This window comes from Mycolicibacterium gadium (assembly GCF_010728925.1).
In the GTDB taxonomy this organism is placed as follows: Bacteria; Actinomycetota; Actinomycetes; order Mycobacteriales; family Mycobacteriaceae; genus Mycobacterium; species Mycobacterium gadium.
The window spans coordinates 4,502,407-4,519,912 of record NZ_AP022608.1 but is presented as its reverse complement, the minus strand read 5'-3'; the positions used below and the strand labels follow the sequence as shown (position 1 = coordinate 4,519,912).

The window sequence follows — 17,506 nt, the reverse complement described above, 5'->3', positions numbered from 1 at the left end:
TTCTTCGGGGAACTAACGCGCGCCAGTCCGTGACAGGTAGCCGACAGCGTCTGTGCCGGGGCGAAATCCTATTGTGATGCACTTGTTACGAAAGTTGACAGTGTTGCTACCGGGGTTAATGTGGTTTCGTCGCTATGTCTTCTGGAGGCCCCCTTTGTCGATCTCCGTCACCATTCGGCGCTTCGCGGTCGGCGCGGCGGCGCTGATGTTGTGCGCTGGGCTGTCGACAACGGCCGGAGCCCCGAACGCAGGCGCAGCGAGCGGCCGCGATCTCCTCGCCGGCGCCATCGCCAACACCCGCGGGTCCTACCTCGTCTACAACTTCGGCAGCGGCCATCCCACACCGATGCTCAACGCCGGCGGCAGCTGGTACGAGATGAGCAACGGCGGCCACTTGATGATCATCAAGTCGGCGTCGCAACGGCTCGCCCCGCGACTGCTCGTCGACTCGCACAGCGGTTATCAGGGCCGCTGCGAACGCGATCCACGCGCGCGCACCGGCGAGGGCCTCCGGCAGGCATCCGAGATCTTCTCGCCGCTGCAGGCATGGCAGGCGCTGGGCCAGCCCACGATCGCGATCAACGCCAACTTCTTCGACGTCCGTGGACAGCAGGGTGGCTCATGGAAGTCGACCGGCTGCAGTTCCCCCCTGGGTGCCTACGTCGACAACACCCGCGGGCAGGGGCGCGCCAACGCGGCGGTGACCGGCACCCTCGCGTATGCGGGAAAGCAAGGCCTCTCGGGTGGCAACGAGAACTGGAAGGCGTTGTCCACCATGATTCTTCCCGTCGCAGGCGCACCCTACGTGGTGCCCCCGAGAAGTCCCGACGATTACGACGCCGCATCGCCGGTGATTCAGGACCTGCTCGACAAGGATGTTCGCTTCGTCGCGGTCGCGGGCATCGGGTTGTTGGCGCCCGGTGACATGGGGCAACTCAACGACGGCGGACCGAGCGCCGCCCGCACCGCCCTCGCATATTCCAGGACGAAGGACGAGATGTACGTCTTCCAGGGCGGCAGCTACACACCCGACCAGATGCAGGATCTGTTCCGTGGCCTAGGCAGCGATACGGCCGTGCTGCTCGACGGCGGCGGCTCGTCGGCGATCGTGTTGCGTCGTGACACGGGCGGCATGTGGTCGGGAGCAGGTGTCCCGGACGGCAATTGCGATACCCGTCAGGTGTTGTGCGATTCGCGGGAACGGGCGCTGCCGAGCTGGTTGGCGTTCAACTAACGCAGGACATTCAGCGCGCTGCGCGCCGCCCGCCCGGTCTGCTCCGCGTAACTGCCGCCGAACAGCACGACGTGAGCCAGCAGCGGATACAACTGGTGCAGGCCGACCCGGTCGCGCCAACCCTCGGACAGCCTCCGCCGCGACTCGTACCCGGCGATGACCGCCTCGAAGTGCGGACAGCCGAACAGTGCGAGCATCGCGAGTCGGTCTCGCGGTGGCCGCCGTGGGCCGCGGGGTCGATCAGGACCACGCCGTCCGGAGTCCACATCACGTTGCCGCTCCACAGGTCACCGTGTAGACGGGCGGGGCGATCGTCGTCGTCGAATCGCCCGTTCTCACACTGCGCGATCACCGCATCGAGTTCACGCCGGATCGACGCGCTGAGCCGGTCGGCCGCGCGCTCCGCCATGGGCGCCAACCGTTCACGGGCGTAGAAGGTCCCCCACGAGTCGTGTGCGGTCAGCGACATCGGCAGAGGATGGTGCAGCGGTCCGAAGAAGCCCGGCCCCGGCCATCCGGGTGGCCCGATGCCAAACGCATCGGCGCCCGCGTCGTGCGTGCACGCCAATCGCCGACCGAACTCGCGGGCGGTGTCACGGTCGGGCGCGACGGCGTCGAGCCGTCCCAAGGTGAGGGTCCCGTCGTCGAAGTCGACGACCTCGGCGCACGGCACCCCGCCGTCGGCGGACGAAAGCCATTGCAGCCCTGCGGCTTCGCACGCAAAGAAACCTGTCGGCGCGCCGGGGTTTCGCTTGACGAAGGTCGGCATCTCAGGGTTGGCCGGAGACCTTCCGCAGCGCGATGTCGCGCATCTTCGTCGGCATCACACTCATCAACGCCACCTGCGCCTTGGGCACCAGTCCGACGATGTAGCGGGCGCGTGGCCGCTTCGCGGTGAGCGCCTCCTCGACGACTGCGGACACCTTTTCCGTCGGGACGGCGATCTTCTGCGACACCGGGATCATCTTCTTGAAGCCCGCGATGTGCTTGGCGTAGAGACCGCGGTGCTCCGGGGTCAGGCCGGCCTCAAGGTCTTCCACCATCGTGTCGGCGGTACGCCACATGTCGGTGTCGGTCTGCGCCGGCTCGACGACTATGACGCGGATCTTCCAGGGGTTCAGCTCCATTCGCAGCGCATCGGCGGCCGCCTCCAGCGCGAACTTGCTCGCCGCGTACGCACCGACCAGCGGCATGGACAATCTGCCGTTGACACTCGAGATGAACACGACCCGCCCCCGGGATCTCCGAAGCCGGGGCAGGACCGCCTGGGTGACAGCCAGCGCACCGATGACGTTGATCTCCAACTGCTTTCGCCACTCGTCGGGGCTCAGGGTTTCCATCGCTCCGCCGACGGCGATACCGGCATTGTTGACGACGGCGTCCAGCTGTTCGGGCAACGATTGCTCGAGGGCGGCGATGTCGTCGGCGGAGGTGACATCGAGGATCACCGACGACACCCGCTGCGGGTCGTGTTTGGTTACCGCGTCCGCGTCCTGCTGGCTGCGGACTCCGGCGATGACGTCCCAGCCGCGGGCGGCCAGATGCTCGACGATCCCCTTGCCGATCCCCCGTGAAGCGCCGGTGACGAGTGCTGTTGGCATACGCCGAGACTAGTCACTGCTGGAGCTGATGCCAGCAACTCAACAAAGCTCCCATTCAGCGGCGCTGACGATCTCGAGCGCCGTGTTGTTTCCGACCCCCAGATCGTTGATCACCATCGTGGTCTTGCCGGGTGACAACACGCCTGCGCGTTCGGCGGCGCACACCCTTTCCCCCACGGCGAGCAACTGCTGCGGGGTCAGGAATGCGTATCTGTCCTGCAGCTTCGCCAAGTACGCTGCCTCGTCCGCAGCCGCCGACGGCGCGGACAGCACCGCAGCACCGACCAATGCCCCCACCACACTGATTGTTCGAATCACCAGGTCCACCTCCGCAAATCGGAGTTTCCTCCGGTCATTGCGGTTAAACACCCACTTTGGCGAGTACTTGCAAACGCTAGGAAATTTGTTGTACGACAAACTGTGTCGTCAACCGATGCCACTGACTCCAGTCGCTGAGTAGGTAATGTCCGGCGTTGGGGATGCCGACCCATTCGGCGTCGACGCCACGATCCTTGGCCCGCAGGGTCTGCTGCCGCGACGCGCGCGGATCGGTCCGCGTATCGCCGGTGCCGTGGACGACCAGGAGCCGGCACCCGACGGGCACCAGATCGGCGTCGTCTCGCGGCCACCATGGAGCGAGTGCCACGACGCCGCCGATGTCGGATCCGGCGCTCAGGTGCGCGGCGACCCGTCCGCCCATCGAATGGCCGACGAGAACGACCCGGCGCGGGTCGACGTCGGTGAGCATTCGGTCGAGCTCTGCCTGGGCATCGTGTACGGGATCTCGCCGAGCGCCATTCCATCCCCGCAGGCGGTACTGCACACGATGCAGCCGCACACCTCCGCCGAGCCTGCGCCGAAGTGCCAGCGCCAACCAGTCCATCCTCAGGTTGGCGAGCTGCCGTGCGCGGGAGGCTTCGTCGCTCTGCGGCTTGCCTCCGGGAAGGATCAGCACGCCGCCGCGCGCCCCGCTACTCATGGCCGCCCGGGTGACGGCGGGGGCCGAACCAGAAGATGGCCGCGCTGGTCGCCACGACGGCGGCCGCCAGCGTGATCACGGGTGCAACCGCGAACCGAGTCAACGTCGCGCCCAGTGTGGCACCGGCGAGAATGGTGAATACCACGCCGTAACGCAGCTTTTCGCGATCACCGGTGCCACCCGCCAGCCGGCTGTCGAAGCCGAGACCGGAGATCGTCGTCGTCAGCACCGTGGTGGACAGTTCCTGGATACCGAACTGCCGCGCGGTGGAGTTCTGAATACCGAACGCGATGGCCAACCCCGCGATCAGGAACAGCTTCGTGTGGTCGCGGTAGTCGAGAACCCCGGTTCCCGCGAGGATCGACAGCGTCACGAGCATCACGACTTCCAGTGAGAGCGTGAACCCCAGCCAACGATGGACTTCGCGGTCGAGGTGGCGGGCCAACCGGCCGCCGAACACCGCGCCGGCCACGAAGCAGACGAGCGCGACCAACGCGGCGGTCACGTCCACGACCGTGCGCGGGGCCAGCCAGAGACCGAGGAAGATGACGTTGCCCGTCATGTTCGCCACGAACACATGGCCGAGTTCCAGCACACTGACCGCGTCGACGAGGCCTGTCGCGAAGGTCAACAACAGCAGCGCGACGTGGGTGAGCCGGTCGGACACCGGTGATTCGACGGCCACGGTCGGCGATGGCCCGGCCTACAACTGCGGCGTCAGGTCAAACGATGTCACGGTGGACATCTTGGTGATCAACCACTTCGTGTGATCGCGCTCCATCGTCAGCCGATAGGACAGATACCGCAGTGACGGAATGTTCTTCGTCACCGGGCTGGTCGCCACCGAATTGGTGTACACGATCGCGGTGGCTTCGTCGCCGGACAGCGACTCCACGGCGGCACCCATCACCTGGGTGGTGTTGGTGACCTGGGCCTGCTTGTTGGGTGCGACGATCGCGTCGATGTACTTGCGGTACTCGTCGGCGAAGTCGCCACCGAGGAAGACGTCGGCGCGGTCCGGCAGCGTTTCCATGTTGTCGGGGGTGTACGTCCACAGCGTGGAGATCGCACTGGCCGCGGTGCGGGCGACGTCGAGCTTCGTGTCGACCGTCGCGCGTTCGGCCAGATAGGGCTGGACCGTGGCACCCGCGAAGGCGCCGGCCGCAACGAAGAGCGCTGCCGCGGCAGTGGCCGCGATCAGGAGTCGCTTCCCGGCGGGACGGTGCGGCACCAGAATCCGGTCGTCGTCGGATTCGTCGTCCGCTTCGGCGTCAGCCTCCGAGTCGGGGAGCTCGCTGGCTTCCTCGGGTTCCGGCGTCTGCACACCTTCGGAATCGTCCTCCGCTGCTACCGCTTTGGGGGTGCGCCGCTTCTTACCCACGGGGGTCCGCGGCGCCTCGGCGGGCTTGTCCGGATCGACAGGCTCGGCGGGAGTCTCGGTAACCGCCTGGAGCTCAGGCGTTTTCGGGCGGCGCCGCAGCGAGAACCGGCTGCGGCGCGGTTCGGCCGGTGCATCCGCTTCGGTGGTCAGATCACCTGGATCAGCTGGCTGATCTTCCACTGTTGTCCTTCCTTGATGGCGGTTGCGACCCAACGGTTTCCGCTTTCGATCGTCGACTTTCCGTCCGGCGACTTGGACGTGATCTTCGTCGCGACCAGCACGTCGGCGCTTCCGTTGTCGTTCCACCGCTGGACGCCCGCGGCGACCACGGAACCCGTGGTCGGTTCTGCCTGCGCCACCTGGATCAGGATCTCGTTCTGCTTCTCCTTGAACATGCTGGCGAACTCGCCGGTGCCCTGCGCCAGGATCCGGTCGGTGTAGGCGTTGGCGTTGAACGGATCCAACGTGGTGTAGGAGGTCATGAACGCCTGCACGTAATCCAGAACCTGCGCGTTGTTTGCGGTGTTTCGGACGTCGGCCCGGTGGCTGACGAGCATCAGGGTGCCCGCCGTCAGCGCCGCGGCGATCAGTACCGATGCCAGCGCCGCGATGAGCGGCAGGCCCCATCGCCGCGGCGGGTCTGGCTTCACCTCGAAGAAGTCGGGCTCGTCGGCCTCGATTCTGCGCCGCGGGCTCATTGGCCCGGCGCATTCATCTGCGGCTTCTTCAGCACGACGAGATTGGCGACCTTCCACTGGCCGTCAGCTGCCTTCTCGAACTCCACCCGCAGCGTCGCGGTGATGAACTTCAAGTCCTTCGGATCGGTGCCGCGCTGCCCCTGCAGCGCGATCAACATCGAGGCCTGCTCCGCCGTCGCCGACAGCACGGCGCTGCTGACCGCGAAGTACTCGTTCGACGTCGCACCCGACTGCTGCACCAGCTGCTGTTGCGCGATCAACTGATCGCGATAGCTGTCGGTCGTCAGCGACTGCGCATGCGAGAAGTCCTGTTGCAGTGACTCACTGTTATAGCTGAGCATCTGTTCGACGATCCGGGGTCCCTGCTCGGCGATCTGCTGACGGGCGACGTCGACCGCGCGTTCCGGTCGGTACACCACGAGGTAACCCAAGCCGACGGCCACCGCACACAGCGCCGTCGCCACGATCAGCGCGATTGCCGCGGGCCGACGCATATCACGTTGTGGCCGTTCGGCAGGGGATTCGACGGCGTGCACCTCGGTGCGCAGCAACAGGTCGGCGAACGTGCGGCGTCTGCCGTCCCACAGCGGCCACAACCAGCCGACGAACAGCGCCGCGGTGTCCAGCAGGTGCACCAGGTCCCGGCCGACCAGTCGCAGCACGCCGGGAGCGGCACCGTCGTGGGTGCGAACCGCGATGCCGAAGACCGCTCGGCCCAGGCTCCAGCCGGTGATCGTCGGTAGCAACAGCCGGTTGACCGCCATCGCGACGATCACACACGCCGCCGTGGCGACGTACACCCACCACAACCAGCCGAGCCACGGTGCGCTCCACGCCGACACCGCCATGGTCGCGATCACCGCAACCCCGAAGAGGACGTCGATGGCGATCGCACCCGCGCGTGCCGGCCAGGACGCCAGCGACGGTCCGGCCTCCACCTCGGTCTGCGACGAGTCCACAGTGTCCAGTACAGCTGTCACGAGGTGACCTGGTCCAGCTGCGCGATCTTGTAGGTGCCGTCGGCCGGCGCCATCTGCAGCCGCAGCCGGTAGCCCTGCTCCTGGTCGGCGACCTCGGAGTTGGTCACCTTCACCCGCACCGCGACCAGGACCTCGAAGGATCCGTCGTCGTTGTGCCGTTCCACCGCGGCGCGCATGTCGGACACCTGCACCGTCACATTGGCGGCCTGGTAGGCGTCGACCAGGACCCCGCTGTATAGGCTGGCCTGCGCTCCGAAATCACCCGTCGAACATTCGATGATCTTCGACTGTGCCACGCTCATCGCCGTCACATCGGGCGCGTGCGTCGCGGCCACACAATCCCGCGCTGCCTGCAGGGCGGCGGCTTCCTCGCGCGCAGCCTTCTCGCTCTGCTGGTTCGCTTTCAGCAAGAGAAAGCCCGCCACCGCCCCGGCCCCGGCGAGTACCAGCAGACCGGCGCAGATCGCGGCAACCCAACCGCGGCCAAGCCGCGCCGGGCGGTGATCGTCGGTGGATTCTGCTACATCGGGTCGCTGGGGCGGCTCCGCGGCTAACGACTCGTCGAGCGCCTCATCAGCATCGGTGGGGTTCAGCTGGCTGGTGCCAGCATCTCCTTCCATCCGTCGTCTCCTGGGTTGCTCGAATTTGTGACGTTGTACCTGACGCCGTCCGGTCCCACGACCTGGCCGCTGGACGGGCTGTAGACGGCCGTGGAGCCCGGGGGCCCTGGTGCCGGAGTGTAGATGCACGGGTTGGGCTGCTGTCCACTGCAGGTGACGCTGCCCTGGCCAGGGGGGCTGAGCGGGTCACTGATCGGCGCCGTCGACTGCGGCGGAGGCAGTACGTCGGCAGACGCCGGATTCACACCGTTGTTGACGCTCGGGGCCGGAATGACACCGCGTCCCGGGTTGACGCCCTGATCGCAACGGGCACCCGGCGCCGGGCAGGACAGGATCTGGTTCGGATCGCCGTACCACGGGTTGGTGCCCAGCGGCACGTACGGTTCGGGACTGCGGCATTCCATCGGCGTGGCCGCGCGCTTGCCCGGCACGTCCACACACGGGTAGTTGCGGGCACCACGAACGACGTTGCCCTGGTAATCCTTCGGGATCTTGCAATAGGTGCCCTTGGGCAACGGCGCCATGCTTGTGTCCGCCGGCGAACGCCACTCCGATGCCGGCAGGAAGCCGGTGAGGCACGGCGGCGGCTGGTTGATCGACAGCACGAGCGGCAGCTGACCTAGGTCCTCGAACAGCGTTCCGGCCTGGGCGACCGACGCGCCTTGCGGCAGCATCACCAGCGTCTGTTCCAGGCCCTTGTTGTAGCGCTTGAGCATGTCGATCACGATCGACAAATTCGCCAGCGTCTGGGGCAACGAGTCGCGCACGTCGCTGAACACCATGTTCACCTGATCGAGCGTCGGCGCGGCGTCCTGGATGCCACTGCGCAGCGCGGCATCCTGCTCGGCGGTCTGCGCGGCGATGACGTTCAGGTTGCGCGACCACGCCTCGATGTTGTCGCCGGACTGAACCTGGCTGTCCAGGACCGGCGCCGAGTTGGCGATGATGTCGTTGACCTGAGGCAGGTTGTCCTTGAAGCCCTGCGCCAGGTTGGTGGTCGAGTCGACCAGCCTTTGCAGCGCCGGCCCCAAACCGCCTACGGCGTTGGACGTTTCGGTGAGCAGTGCGTCGATCTTCTCCTTCGGCAGTACCGCGAGGCCCTCGTTGGCCGCGTCCAGCGCGGGGCCGACCTCGCTCGGCACGGTGCTGTCGGTGATGGTCGACCCCGGACTGAAATACTGGCCCGGATTGCCCGTCGACACCAGGTCCAGGTACTGCTCGCCGATCGCCGACACCGAGTGCACGTTCGCCGACGCATCCGCGGGGACCTTGTACCGGTCGTCGATGCTCATCGTCGCCAGCGCGCCCGACTCGGTCGGCACGACGCTGGTGACCTTGCCGATCTGGGTGCCTCGGTAGGTCACGTTGGCGGTCGCGTACAGACCGCCGGAACGCGGTAACTGCGCCTTCAACTCGTACTGCCCGATGCCGATCAGGCTCGGTATCCGCAGGTAATACACGCCCAGCACCGTCAAGGCGATGACCGTCAGGATGGTGAACAGCACCAACTGGAACTTGATGAACCTGGTCAGCACTGCTCACTCACCCCTTTCGACCAGTGGGCCGCCCGGCGCGTTGTGCGGGTTCGGCGTGAAGCGGACATCCGGGATCATCGTCGCCGGATCGCGGCCCCAGGACTGCTCGAGTGCGCGCAGCATGCCCGAGATACCCGTGCCAGACAAGGCGGCGTTGTCGAGTGCCGACAACGTCAGGTCGACCATCAGCGACGCGTTCAGGTAGTCGCCACGGATGACCTTCGGCACGTTCTCGATCGAGAACGGCGCGGTGAGCATCAGCTTGAGTGCGCCGATGACGTACGGCGACGCCCGTCCCAACTGCTTCAGCGGCCGTTGCAGGTTGGCCAGGTTGGTGTTCAGGTTGTCGCTCGCGGGCGCCAGCGCGTTGTCCGCGGCCAGGCTGACCCGGCCCAGCGCCTCCACCGCATCGGCGAACAGATCGCGGGTATCCGCGAAATGCTTGATCAGCGGCGGGAATTCGGTCAGCACCTGATCCAGCGTGTCGTTGCGCTGAGCCACGATCGACAGCAACCGGTTGGTGGAGTCGATCGCGCGGGTGATGTCCTGGGTCTGCTTGTTCAGTTCATCGGTGAACGTGTCGAGCTTGTTGAGGAACTCGCGGATCTGGTCGGCCCGGCCGTTCAGCACGTTGAAGATCTCGGTCTGAATGGTCTCGAGATTCGACACACCGCCGCCGCGCAGGATCGTGGCAATGCTCGCCAGCACCCGCTCGGTGCTCGGGAACGCCGTGCTGTTCTTCAACGGGATCGTGTCGCCCGTGCGCAGCAGTTGACCCGACGGACTCGGCGGCGGCTCCAGCTCGACGTGCTGGCTGCCCAGCAGGCTGGTCTGGCCGATCCTGGCCAGGGCATTGGACGGCAGCCCGAGGTTGGGCTCCATGTCCAGGGTCAGCGTCGCCACCCAGTTCTTCAGCTCGATCGCGCGAACCCGGCCGACGAACACGTCGGCCACCCGGACGCGGCTGTTGACGTTGAGTGCCAACGTGTCCGGCATCTGGACATAGATCGTCATCCGCTCCGAGCCGGTGCCGGGACCGCCGGGCAGCTCGACGTTGGAGATGCCGCGCCACGGCCACACCCCGCACGAACTGAGCGTCAGCGCGATCGCCACCAGCGCGACCGTGCGTAGCGCGATTCGACTCCATCTGCGACGGGTCATCATCAGCCTGCCTCAGCGGGTAGTGGCGGTCCGACCGGCGCGGGCGCCGCTGCCCGGGCTGGTGCTGGTCCGGATCCCGGGAAGGGCAGCGGACCTGTCATTGCCGCACCGCCCGGATCACCCGGGGCCACACCCGGCGCCGGGCCGGGTACCGGACCCGGCTGCGGATACCACGGCGGCGGCAGCGGAGTGTTCTCGGTGTACGCGTTCGGCGGGCCGGCCTGATGCGGACCGCCGAAGGTCGGCGGCGCGGGCGGGATCACGCAGTCGGGTCCGCCCATCAGTTCCGCGAGGCATTCGGGGAACATCATGTTCTTGGTGAGGGGCTGCACGTCGACGCCCTGCATACCGGGCGCTGTCACCCAGCCGTGCTCGTGGTTGCCGTGCGAGAACAAGGTGTCGCGCGACCAGATGCCCGGTACGGTGGTGTCCTTGTACCCTGGCGGCGGCTTGAGCCTGGGCTCCGAGTAGGCGATGTGTTTGGGCAGGGTCATCGCCGTCGTGGTCTGGTTGATGCCGAACGGCAGGTAATTGAACTTGATGGCGTCCAGAATCGGGGCGAGGTACTGTGCGCACATCTCGGCCGACTCCTGATACCCCAGGCGGCTGCCCGCCTGAATCGAGCTGCAGATGAACTGGATCGGGTTGGCGAAGTTGTTGATCACCGGAAAGCTATTCACACCGCCGGTGACCGGGGAGACGATGTTCATCAGGTTGGCGCCGAGGTTCGGGAACACGTGCAAGGCGGTCTCCAACCCGTCCTTCGAGTCGGGCTGCAGGATCGCGTTCGTGACGTCGGCCAGGTTGTTGACGTCATGCGTCAGCACCTCGGCGTTCTCGTCGAGGAAGCTGCGGGTGGTCGCCAGCAGTGTGTTGAGGTCCTGTAAGGCGTTGGCGACCTCGCGGTCGGTGTTGGTGAACGCGTTGGTGAACGTCGCGAGGTCGTCGTTGAGTGCGACGAACTGCTGATCGCTCTGGTAGAGCGCGTTGACGAACAACGCCAGGCTCTTGACCACGCCGAAGAAGTCACCGCGCCCTTCGTTGAGCGTGAACAGCGCCTCGGACAAACCGTTCAGGGTCTTGTTGAGCTGCTCGCCCTTGCCCGCGAAGCCGTCGGCCGCCGACTCGATGATGTCGCCGAACGGTCCCTTGGGTTGTTCCGGCGTCGGCCCCAGGTCGCGCAGGATGCGGTTGATGGAGTCGCGCAGTTCGTCGTACTCCACCGGCACCTGTGTGCGGTCGATGTCGATGACGGCGCCGTCCTCCATCACCGGTCCCCCGGTGTAGGGCGGTGACAATTGGATCGTCCGCGAGGCGACCAGGCTGGGGTTGAGGATCGACGCCGTGGCGTTGGCCGGAACCTTGAAACTGTTGTCGTAGTTGAAGGTCACCTTCATCTTGTCGCCCGCGGGATCGATCGATTCGATCGTGCCGACCTTGACGCCCATGATCTGGATCTTGTCGCCGGGATACAGCGCCAGCGTCTCCGGGAAGTAGGCCACGACGGTGTTGGTGGTCAGCTTCTTGTACAGGTTCCACCCGACGACGGCGGCCACCAGCGCGAGGATCACGATGATTGTGCCGATGATCACCGCAGCACGGGATACCTTAGGCAGCTGCATGTTTCGTACGTTGAAGATCGTTGCCATCGGTTACACCCCCTACTGGCCCTGTGAAAGTGGTGGAAGGAACGGCGGATTGCCCGGCAGTGGCGGGGTGCCCGCGGGCCCCGCGTCGGGACCGGGTCCCGGCGGCGGTGGCGGTCCGGTCAGGGCGGGCGGCAGCGGAGCGATACCCGGCGTGAAGTCCGGCGGCAGCGGAGGCTGCGGGCCCACCGGGACCGTGCGAGCGCCCGGCGGAGCGGGCGGCAGCGCGGCGGGAGCACCGGGCATATCCGGTGACACCTGGCCGGGGATCGCGGCGGCCGGCACCCCCGGCGACGGCTGTGGTCCGTGCACATTCGGGTCCGACGTGACGACGTTGGGCGGACCGTATGCGGGACCGCCGAACGGTCCGATCGACAGGTTCGCGCACGGCAGCGGATTGCCCGGGGTCGGGATCCCGTCGGCCGCAGGCGTATACGAGCATGGCGCACCCTTCAGCACGCCGGGTCCGGGATTCTCCGGCGTGCCCTCCAGGACGGCCGGCCCGGGCGCCGGAGCGCCGTTCGGGAAGCGGGCCCCGTTCGGATCCGGGAACCGCCAAGCGGGCAGACCCGCGTCGCCCCAGAACTTTTCGGGGTCGATACCGCGCTTCTTGAACGCGGCGTCGACGAACGGCTGCAGTATCTGGCCGGGCAGCAGGTTGACGAGCATGACCTTGAAGTAGGGGCCCGACGCGACGGCTTCACCGAGGGACGCCACGAAGCTGGCGACCGTGGTGAGCGTGTCCATCAGGTCGAACCGGCGCTCGGAAAGGACATCGCTGACCACGCGCAGTTGTTCGAGCACGCGGTTCAGGTTCGGGTTGTCGTCGATGAATCCCTTGACCTGTTCGGAGAACGAGCCGACGCGTTCGAGCAGCATGCTGACCGCGTACTGGCGTTCGTTGATCGCGCCGAGCAGCTGCTGGGCGTTGACCAACAGCTTGTTGATCTGTTCGCCGCGGTTGCCGAGGATTCCGGCGATCTGGTTCGCATTGGCCAGCAGCTGCTTGATCTGGTCGTCGCGCTTGCCGATGGTGTCGGAGAACCGCGCCACGCCGTCGAGTGCGGCGGACAGGTGCGGATAGGTCTGGTCGATGGTCTCCGACAAGACATTCAGCGACCTCTTCACGGTCTGGGTGTCCCAGCCCGAGGATGCTTCGGTCACGTCGAAGAACGCGTCGTAGATCTGATACGGCGTCGTGGTTTGACCCAGCGGCAGAGTCCCGTTGGCTTTCAACGGTTCTGAGCCGCGCGGTTCGATCTCGATGTTGCGGCGGCCGAGGATGGTGTCGGTGCGGATGGCCGCCCGGCTCTCGGTGCCGATCTGCGTGCCGTCGAGCGAATAACCGATCAGCACCTTGTCGCCGTCGATCTCCGCGCTGCGCACCAGGCCGACATCCACACCGGCGATGCGCACCTTGTCGCCGTTGTTGAGGCCACCGGTGTCGGAGAACTCCGCGTAGTACGTGGGTGTCGCGAACAGCATCGGCACGCTGGCGAAGCTCTGCCCGACACCGATGACCAGGAGAAGGACAAGGATGCCCATCAGCCCGTTACGGACGCGGTTCGATCCCTCCAGGGTTCTCATTGCGGCGTGCACCTACCCGACGGCTGGCTGAAGAGTTTGACGGTGCGTATCGGACCGCCGGGCTGCAGCCCGTTCATCCGGATCGAGATGTCGCAGGAATAGAAGTTGAAGAAGTCACCGTAGATACCGCCGGCCCGGCCGATGATCTTGAACGCGGTGGGCAGCCTGGTCAGGATGTCGTTCAGCTTGTCGCGCTGGTCGACGAGCGGCTGCTGAACCGCCTCGAGATGACCGACGGTGCTCTGCAGCAGCGGGCGGTTGTCCGCCAGCAGATCCGCGATGGTGCCCGCGGCGTCGCTGATGTCGGCCACCGATGACGCGATCGGATCGGCGCGGTCGTTCAGCCCCGTGATCAGGGTTTCGAAATTCTGCACCGTCTCGTCGAACTGCTGCTGGTGCTTGACCGTGGTGTCGAGCACGGTGTTGAGGTTCTTGATCACCTCTCCGATCGCCTGGTCACGGTCGGCCAGCGTCGACGTCAGCGCCGCGGTCTGGTCGAGGATGTCGTTGATGGTGCCGCCTTGGCCCTGGAAGATCGTGATGATCGACTCGGCGATGGTGTTGACCTTGTCCGGATCAAGGGCCCGGAACACCGGGCGGAATCCGCCGATCAACGCGTCGAGATCCAGAGCGGGTTCGGTCTGCGTGACCGGAATGGTGCCCCCGCTGGGCAGCCGCCTGTCGCTCTCGCCGCGCTTGAGCTCCATGTAGCGGTCGCCGATCAGGTTCAGATAGCGGATCGAGGCGGTGGTGCCGTCGAACAGTGGCAATGACCGATCCACGTCGAAGTCGACCCGGACCTGCGAGCCGTTGTCGATGAGCTCGACCTTGGAGACCTTGCCGACTTCCACACCCGAGGCACGGACGAACTGTCCGGCGCGGAGCCCGCTGGCGTTGGAGAACACCGCCGAATAGCCGGTGGTGCGGTCGAAACGCATCTGCCCGAACACCACGATGATGATCGCGGTGAACAGCAGCAGCACCAGTGAGAAGGCGCCGAGCTTGATGGCTGTACCGGTGATTTTCATGGGTTGATCGTGTTCTCCCCAATCTGGCGTCCCCAGACGTACTCGATCAGGATCGGCTGGCCCAACTCGAAGTGGTTGTACGGCGCGATCGAGGCACCGGTGTCCATCACGAGGTGCGGGGCCGGCCACAGGTCACGCGTAATGGGTTGCCAGCAGCCGGGTTTGCCCTCGGGGCCGCCCCTGGCGTTCACGCGTGGGAGGTTGTCCGGATAGACATAAGGATTGCCGGCACCAAGGCCCATGAGTGCCGATAGCGTACGCAGCGAGTAGCCGTTGCCGCCCAGCGACGCCGCCACCTTGGGTTCGACATCGTGGAAGTTGCGAATCGTGCAGAACAGGGCCGGGCTGTACTCGTCCAGGATCTCCGACGGACGGATCAAATCCTCCGCGCCGCGGACCAGATACGGACCGCCACGCTCGAAGACGTCGGCGCCGGTGTTGCCGAAGCCGACCGCGGCCATCAGCGCCTGGTCGATGGTGCCCTGCTCCTGGTTGAGCGTGCGGGCCGTGGTGACCGCGTTCTGCAGACCGTCGAACAGATCCGGTGCCGCCTCCGAGTAGACCTCGCCGAGGTCAGCCAGCAGCTGATTGTCCCGACGGATCTGGGGCATCTGCGGGTTGATGTCGTCGAGGATCGCGTTGCCGTTGATGATCGACTGGCCGAAGCGGTCACCCAAACCGTCCAGCGCCTCGGCGGTGGCCGCCAGCGTCTGGTTCAGCTTGATCGGATCCACTTGCGACGACAGCGAAACGACCGTCTCGAACAATGTGTTGAACTCGGTGGTCACGTGGGTCACGTCGATCACGTCGGACGATGTGATCCGTTGCGATGACGGGTCTTTCGGCGATGTGAACGAGATGTACTTGTTGCCGAACACGGTGGTTGCGCTGATGTCCGCGTCCACATTCTGCGGGATCAGCTTGATGTACTTGGGGTCGACGTCCAGGACGATCTTGGCCTTCGGTTCGCCTCCGACGTCAACTGCGTCAACCGTGGCCACGCGGCCGATCTCGACCCCGTTGTAGGTGACCTTCGCGCCGGGGTCCATCGACAGCCCGGAGCGCGCCGAAATCATCGTCAGCTGTTCGCGCGGCAGGAAGTCGCCACGAAACTGGAAGTACACCAGCACCACGGCGGCGATCGTCAGCAGCGCCAAAACCAGACCCGCCAGCTTGTACGGCGGGGTGCGGGACGTGTTCAAGGGCGCGGTCATGGGCTACACCGTCAGGTTGAAGTTCGGGTCGACGCCGTAGAGCGCCAACGAGGCGAACAGGACCACACAGACGATCGCGACCAGAGAGGCGCGCATCGACCGGCCGACGGCCTCGCCGACACCCACTGGCCCACCACTGGCGAAGTAGCCGTAGTAGCAGTGGTTGAGCATCACGATGACCGAGATGATGATCGCCTGCACGAACGACCACATGACATCGTCGGCGCGCAGGAACGTCCGGAAGTAGTGCTCGTAGGTGCCGATCGACTGTCCGTAGAAGACGGTTGTGGTCACCTGCGCCGACAGGAAGCTCATGATGATGGCCATCGCGTACAGCGGGATGATCACGATGAAGCCGGCCATGATGCGCGTCGACACCAGGTAGGAGATCGACTTGATGCCCATCACCTCGAGGGCGTCGATTTCCTCGCTGATCCGCATGGCGCCCAGTTCCGCGGTCGCGCCGGCGCCAACCGTGGCGGCCAGCGCCTGGCCCGCGACGACGGGAGCGGCGATGCGGACGTTGATCAGTGCGGCGAAGAAGCCGGTGAACGCCTCGACACCGATATTGCCGAGCGATGCGAAGCCTTGAATGGCGACCAGCGACGAACCCGACAGCGTGACAAACCCGACGATCGCCACGGTGCCACCGATGACGGCCATCGCGCCGGTGCCCATGCCGATCTCGGCGATCAGCCGCAACGTCTCCTTGCGGTAGTAGCGCAACGCGTGGCCGATCGACCCGATCGCGGTGACGACGAACCACGCCACGTGCCCGACGCTGTCGAGGAACCGTGCCGGGGCGGTGACGACACCCGCCCCGCCGGAAAACGCCCGCGGAAACCGAGAACGCAGGACCTGGGTAGTCGACACGTCAGCTCCCCGTTCCGAATCGAACACCGATCGTGGTCAGCACGACGTTGACCGCGAACAGCGCGATCACGCAGAGCACCAGCGTCTCGTTGACCGCGGTGCCCACACCCTTGGCGCCACCGGCAACCGTGAGGCCGCGGTAACAGCCGACCAGGCCCGCGATCAAGCCGAACGTCATCGCCTTGACGACCGAGATCAGCACCTCGGGCAGGCCCGTGACCAGGGTGAGGGTGGAGACATAGGCGCCGGCCGAGACGTTCTGCAGATACACGCCGAAGATGAAGCCGCCGACCAGGCCGATGGTGATCACCGCGCCGTTCAGCAGCAGCGCCACAAACGTCGAGGCGATCACGCGAGGCACCACCAATCGGTGGATCGGGTCGATGCCGAGCACCTCGAGCGCGTCGATCTCCTCGCGGATGGTGCGCGCGCCCAGGTCAGCGCAGATGGCGGTGGAACCGGCGCCGGCCACCACGAGCACGGTGACGAGGGGGCCGAGCTGGGTGACGGCGGCCAGTGCGGCGCCCGCGCCGGAAATGTCGGCCGCACCGAACTCGGTCAGCAGGATGTTGAGCGTGAAGATGAGGAGCACGGTCAGCGGGATCGACACCGCGACGGTCGGCAGGAATGCCACCCGCATCAGGAACCAGCTCTGCAGGATGAACTCGCGCCACTGGAACGGCGATTTGAAGGTGGCTTTCGTCGTGAGGACCGTCATGCGGACGAATCCGCCAACGGCCGTCAGGCCCGGACGTACCTGATCGCGGACGTAGCCGACGACGTCGGTGCCCTGCGCCGTCACCGACGCGCTCCAACGAGCTGACCGTGGCCGTCGTCGTTCAACGGCAGACCCTGTCGCACGCGGCCTCCTTGCCCCAACCCGCTGACTGTGACCAGCGTCTCCCTACTCGTCAGTAGTAAGACAGACCACAGGACTGTACCCGATGCCGTCCCCGCGGTGCATGGCAT

General features: G+C 66.1%; 17 protein-coding genes and 1 pseudogene. 1 reads left to right on the top strand and 17 read right to left on the bottom strand.

Annotation, left to right across the window (positions count from 1 at the left end; genetic code table 11):
• Positions 1-205 precede the first annotated feature (205 nt).
• Positions 206-1,234 carry a phosphodiester glycosidase family protein gene (locus G6N36_RS22345; RefSeq protein ID WP_163690820.1) on the top strand — a complete coding sequence of 343 codons (1,029 nt, stop codon included), beginning with the start codon at positions 206-208 and terminating at the stop codon, positions 1,232-1,234.
• Here the strand turns inward: G6N36_RS22345 and G6N36_RS22340 are convergent.
• The 17 genes and pseudogenes from G6N36_RS22340 to G6N36_RS22260 form a co-directional block, all read right to left on the bottom strand.
• Positions 1,231-2,003, bottom strand: a pseudogene (locus G6N36_RS22340) (fructosamine kinase family protein). The gene G6N36_RS22345 and the pseudogene G6N36_RS22340 overlap by 4 nt on opposite strands.
• A 1-nt stretch (position 2,004) precedes the next feature.
• Positions 2,005-2,835, bottom strand: coding sequence for an SDR family NAD(P)-dependent oxidoreductase (locus G6N36_RS22335; protein WP_163689006.1), 831 nt, complete (start codon positions 2,833-2,835; stop codon positions 2,005-2,007).
• A 39-nt stretch (positions 2,836-2,874) separates the two neighbouring features.
• On the bottom strand, positions 2,875-3,153 hold the full coding sequence (locus tag G6N36_RS22330) for a DUF732 domain-containing protein (protein WP_163689005.1): 279 nt from the start codon (positions 3,151-3,153) through the stop codon (positions 2,875-2,877).
• Positions 3,154-3,229: 76 nt separating this feature from the next.
• Positions 3,230-3,814 (bottom strand): dienelactone hydrolase family protein, encoded by a 585-nt coding sequence (locus G6N36_RS22325; RefSeq protein ID WP_163689004.1) that lies wholly within the window; start codon positions 3,812-3,814, stop codon positions 3,230-3,232.
• The gene (locus G6N36_RS22320; protein WP_163689003.1) at positions 3,807-4,499 is read right to left on the bottom strand and encodes a YoaK family protein; all 693 of its coding nucleotides are present in this window, start codon (positions 4,497-4,499) and stop codon (positions 3,807-3,809) included. Before G6N36_RS22320 ends, G6N36_RS22325 begins: the two co-directional genes overlap by 8 nt.
• A gap of 18 nt (positions 4,500-4,517) precedes the next feature.
• Entirely contained in the window at positions 4,518-5,375 is an 858-nt protein-coding gene (locus G6N36_RS22315; protein WP_163689002.1) for a mammalian cell entry protein, read from the bottom strand.
• Positions 5,342-5,893, bottom strand: a complete 552-nt coding sequence (locus tag G6N36_RS22310) for an Rv1363c family protein (RefSeq protein WP_163689001.1) — start codon at positions 5,891-5,893, stop codon at positions 5,342-5,344. The genes G6N36_RS22315 and G6N36_RS22310 overlap by 34 nt, the downstream gene beginning before the upstream one ends.
• A complete protein-coding gene (locus tag G6N36_RS22305) occupies positions 5,890-6,873 on the bottom strand; it encodes an RDD family protein (RefSeq protein ID WP_163689000.1) in 984 nt (327 codons plus the stop codon). The genes G6N36_RS22310 and G6N36_RS22305 overlap by 4 nt, the downstream gene beginning before the upstream one ends.
• The gene (locus G6N36_RS22300) at positions 6,870-7,493 is read right to left on the bottom strand and encodes an Rv1363c family protein (protein ID WP_163688999.1); all 624 of its coding nucleotides are present in this window, start codon (positions 7,491-7,493) and stop codon (positions 6,870-6,872) included. The genes G6N36_RS22305 and G6N36_RS22300 overlap by 4 nt, the downstream gene beginning before the upstream one ends.
• A complete protein-coding gene (locus G6N36_RS22295) occupies positions 7,463-9,028 on the bottom strand; it encodes an MCE family protein (protein ID WP_163688998.1) in 1,566 nt (521 codons plus the stop codon). Before G6N36_RS22295 ends, G6N36_RS22300 begins: the two co-directional genes overlap by 31 nt.
• Before the next feature lie 3 nt (positions 9,029-9,031).
• Complete coding sequence (locus G6N36_RS22290) at positions 9,032-10,192, bottom strand: virulence factor Mce family protein (protein ID WP_163688997.1); 1,161 nt, start codon at positions 10,190-10,192, stop codon at positions 9,032-9,034.
• Entirely contained in the window at positions 10,192-11,838 is a 1,647-nt protein-coding gene (locus G6N36_RS22285; protein WP_163688996.1) for a virulence factor Mce family protein, read from the bottom strand. Before G6N36_RS22285 ends, G6N36_RS22290 begins: the two co-directional genes overlap by 1 nt.
• A gap of 12 nt (positions 11,839-11,850) precedes the next feature.
• Positions 11,851-13,422 carry an MCE family protein gene (locus G6N36_RS22280; protein ID WP_163688995.1) on the bottom strand — a complete coding sequence of 524 codons (1,572 nt, stop codon included), beginning with the start codon at positions 13,420-13,422 and terminating at the stop codon, positions 11,851-11,853.
• On the bottom strand, positions 13,419-14,450 hold the full coding sequence (locus G6N36_RS22275; protein ID WP_163688994.1) for a virulence factor Mce family protein: 1,032 nt from the start codon (positions 14,448-14,450) through the stop codon (positions 13,419-13,421). Before G6N36_RS22275 ends, G6N36_RS22280 begins: the two co-directional genes overlap by 4 nt.
• Entirely contained in the window at positions 14,447-15,664 is a 1,218-nt protein-coding gene (locus G6N36_RS22270) for an MCE family protein (protein WP_163688993.1), read from the bottom strand. Before G6N36_RS22270 ends, G6N36_RS22275 begins: the two co-directional genes overlap by 4 nt.
• 3 nt (positions 15,665-15,667) lie before the next feature.
• Positions 15,668-16,537 carry an MlaE family ABC transporter permease gene (locus G6N36_RS22265; RefSeq protein ID WP_163688992.1) on the bottom strand — a complete coding sequence of 290 codons (870 nt, stop codon included), beginning with the start codon at positions 16,535-16,537 and terminating at the stop codon, positions 15,668-15,670.
• A gap of 1 nt (position 16,538) precedes the next feature.
• Positions 16,539-17,339, bottom strand: a complete 801-nt coding sequence (locus G6N36_RS22260; protein ID WP_163688991.1) for an MlaE family ABC transporter permease — start codon at positions 17,337-17,339, stop codon at positions 16,539-16,541.
• Between the last annotated feature and the right edge of the window lie 167 nt (positions 17,340-17,506).

Coding starts and splice junctions, on each gene's coding strand:
- G6N36_RS22345 (WP_163690820.1), top strand. CDS start 206: ATGTTGTGCGCTGGGCTGTCGACAACGGCCGGAGCCCCGAACGCAGGC.
- G6N36_RS22335 (WP_163689006.1), bottom strand. CDS start 2,835: ATGCCAACAGCACTCGTCACCGGCGCTTCACGGGGGATCGGCAAGGGG.
- G6N36_RS22325 (WP_163689004.1), bottom strand. CDS start 3,814: ATGAGTAGCGGGGCGCGCGGCGGCGTGCTGATCCTTCCCGGAGGCAAG.
- G6N36_RS22310 (WP_163689001.1), bottom strand. CDS start 5,893: ATGAGCCCGCGGCGCAGAATCGAGGCCGACGAGCCCGACTTCTTCGAG.
- G6N36_RS22300 (WP_163688999.1), bottom strand. CDS start 7,493: ATGGAAGGAGATGCTGGCACCAGCCAGCTGAACCCCACCGATGCTGAT.
- G6N36_RS22290 (WP_163688997.1), bottom strand. CDS start 10,192: ATGATGACCCGTCGCAGATGGAGTCGAATCGCGCTACGCACGGTCGCG.
- G6N36_RS22285 (WP_163688996.1), bottom strand. CDS start 11,838: ATGGCAACGATCTTCAACGTACGAAACATGCAGCTGCCTAAGGTATCC.
- G6N36_RS22280 (WP_163688995.1), bottom strand. CDS start 13,422: ATGAGAACCCTGGAGGGATCGAACCGCGTCCGTAACGGGCTGATGGGC.
- G6N36_RS22275 (WP_163688994.1), bottom strand. CDS start 14,450: ATGAAAATCACCGGTACAGCCATCAAGCTCGGCGCCTTCTCACTGGTG.
- G6N36_RS22270 (WP_163688993.1), bottom strand. CDS start 15,664: ATGACCGCGCCCTTGAACACGTCCCGCACCCCGCCGTACAAGCTGGCG.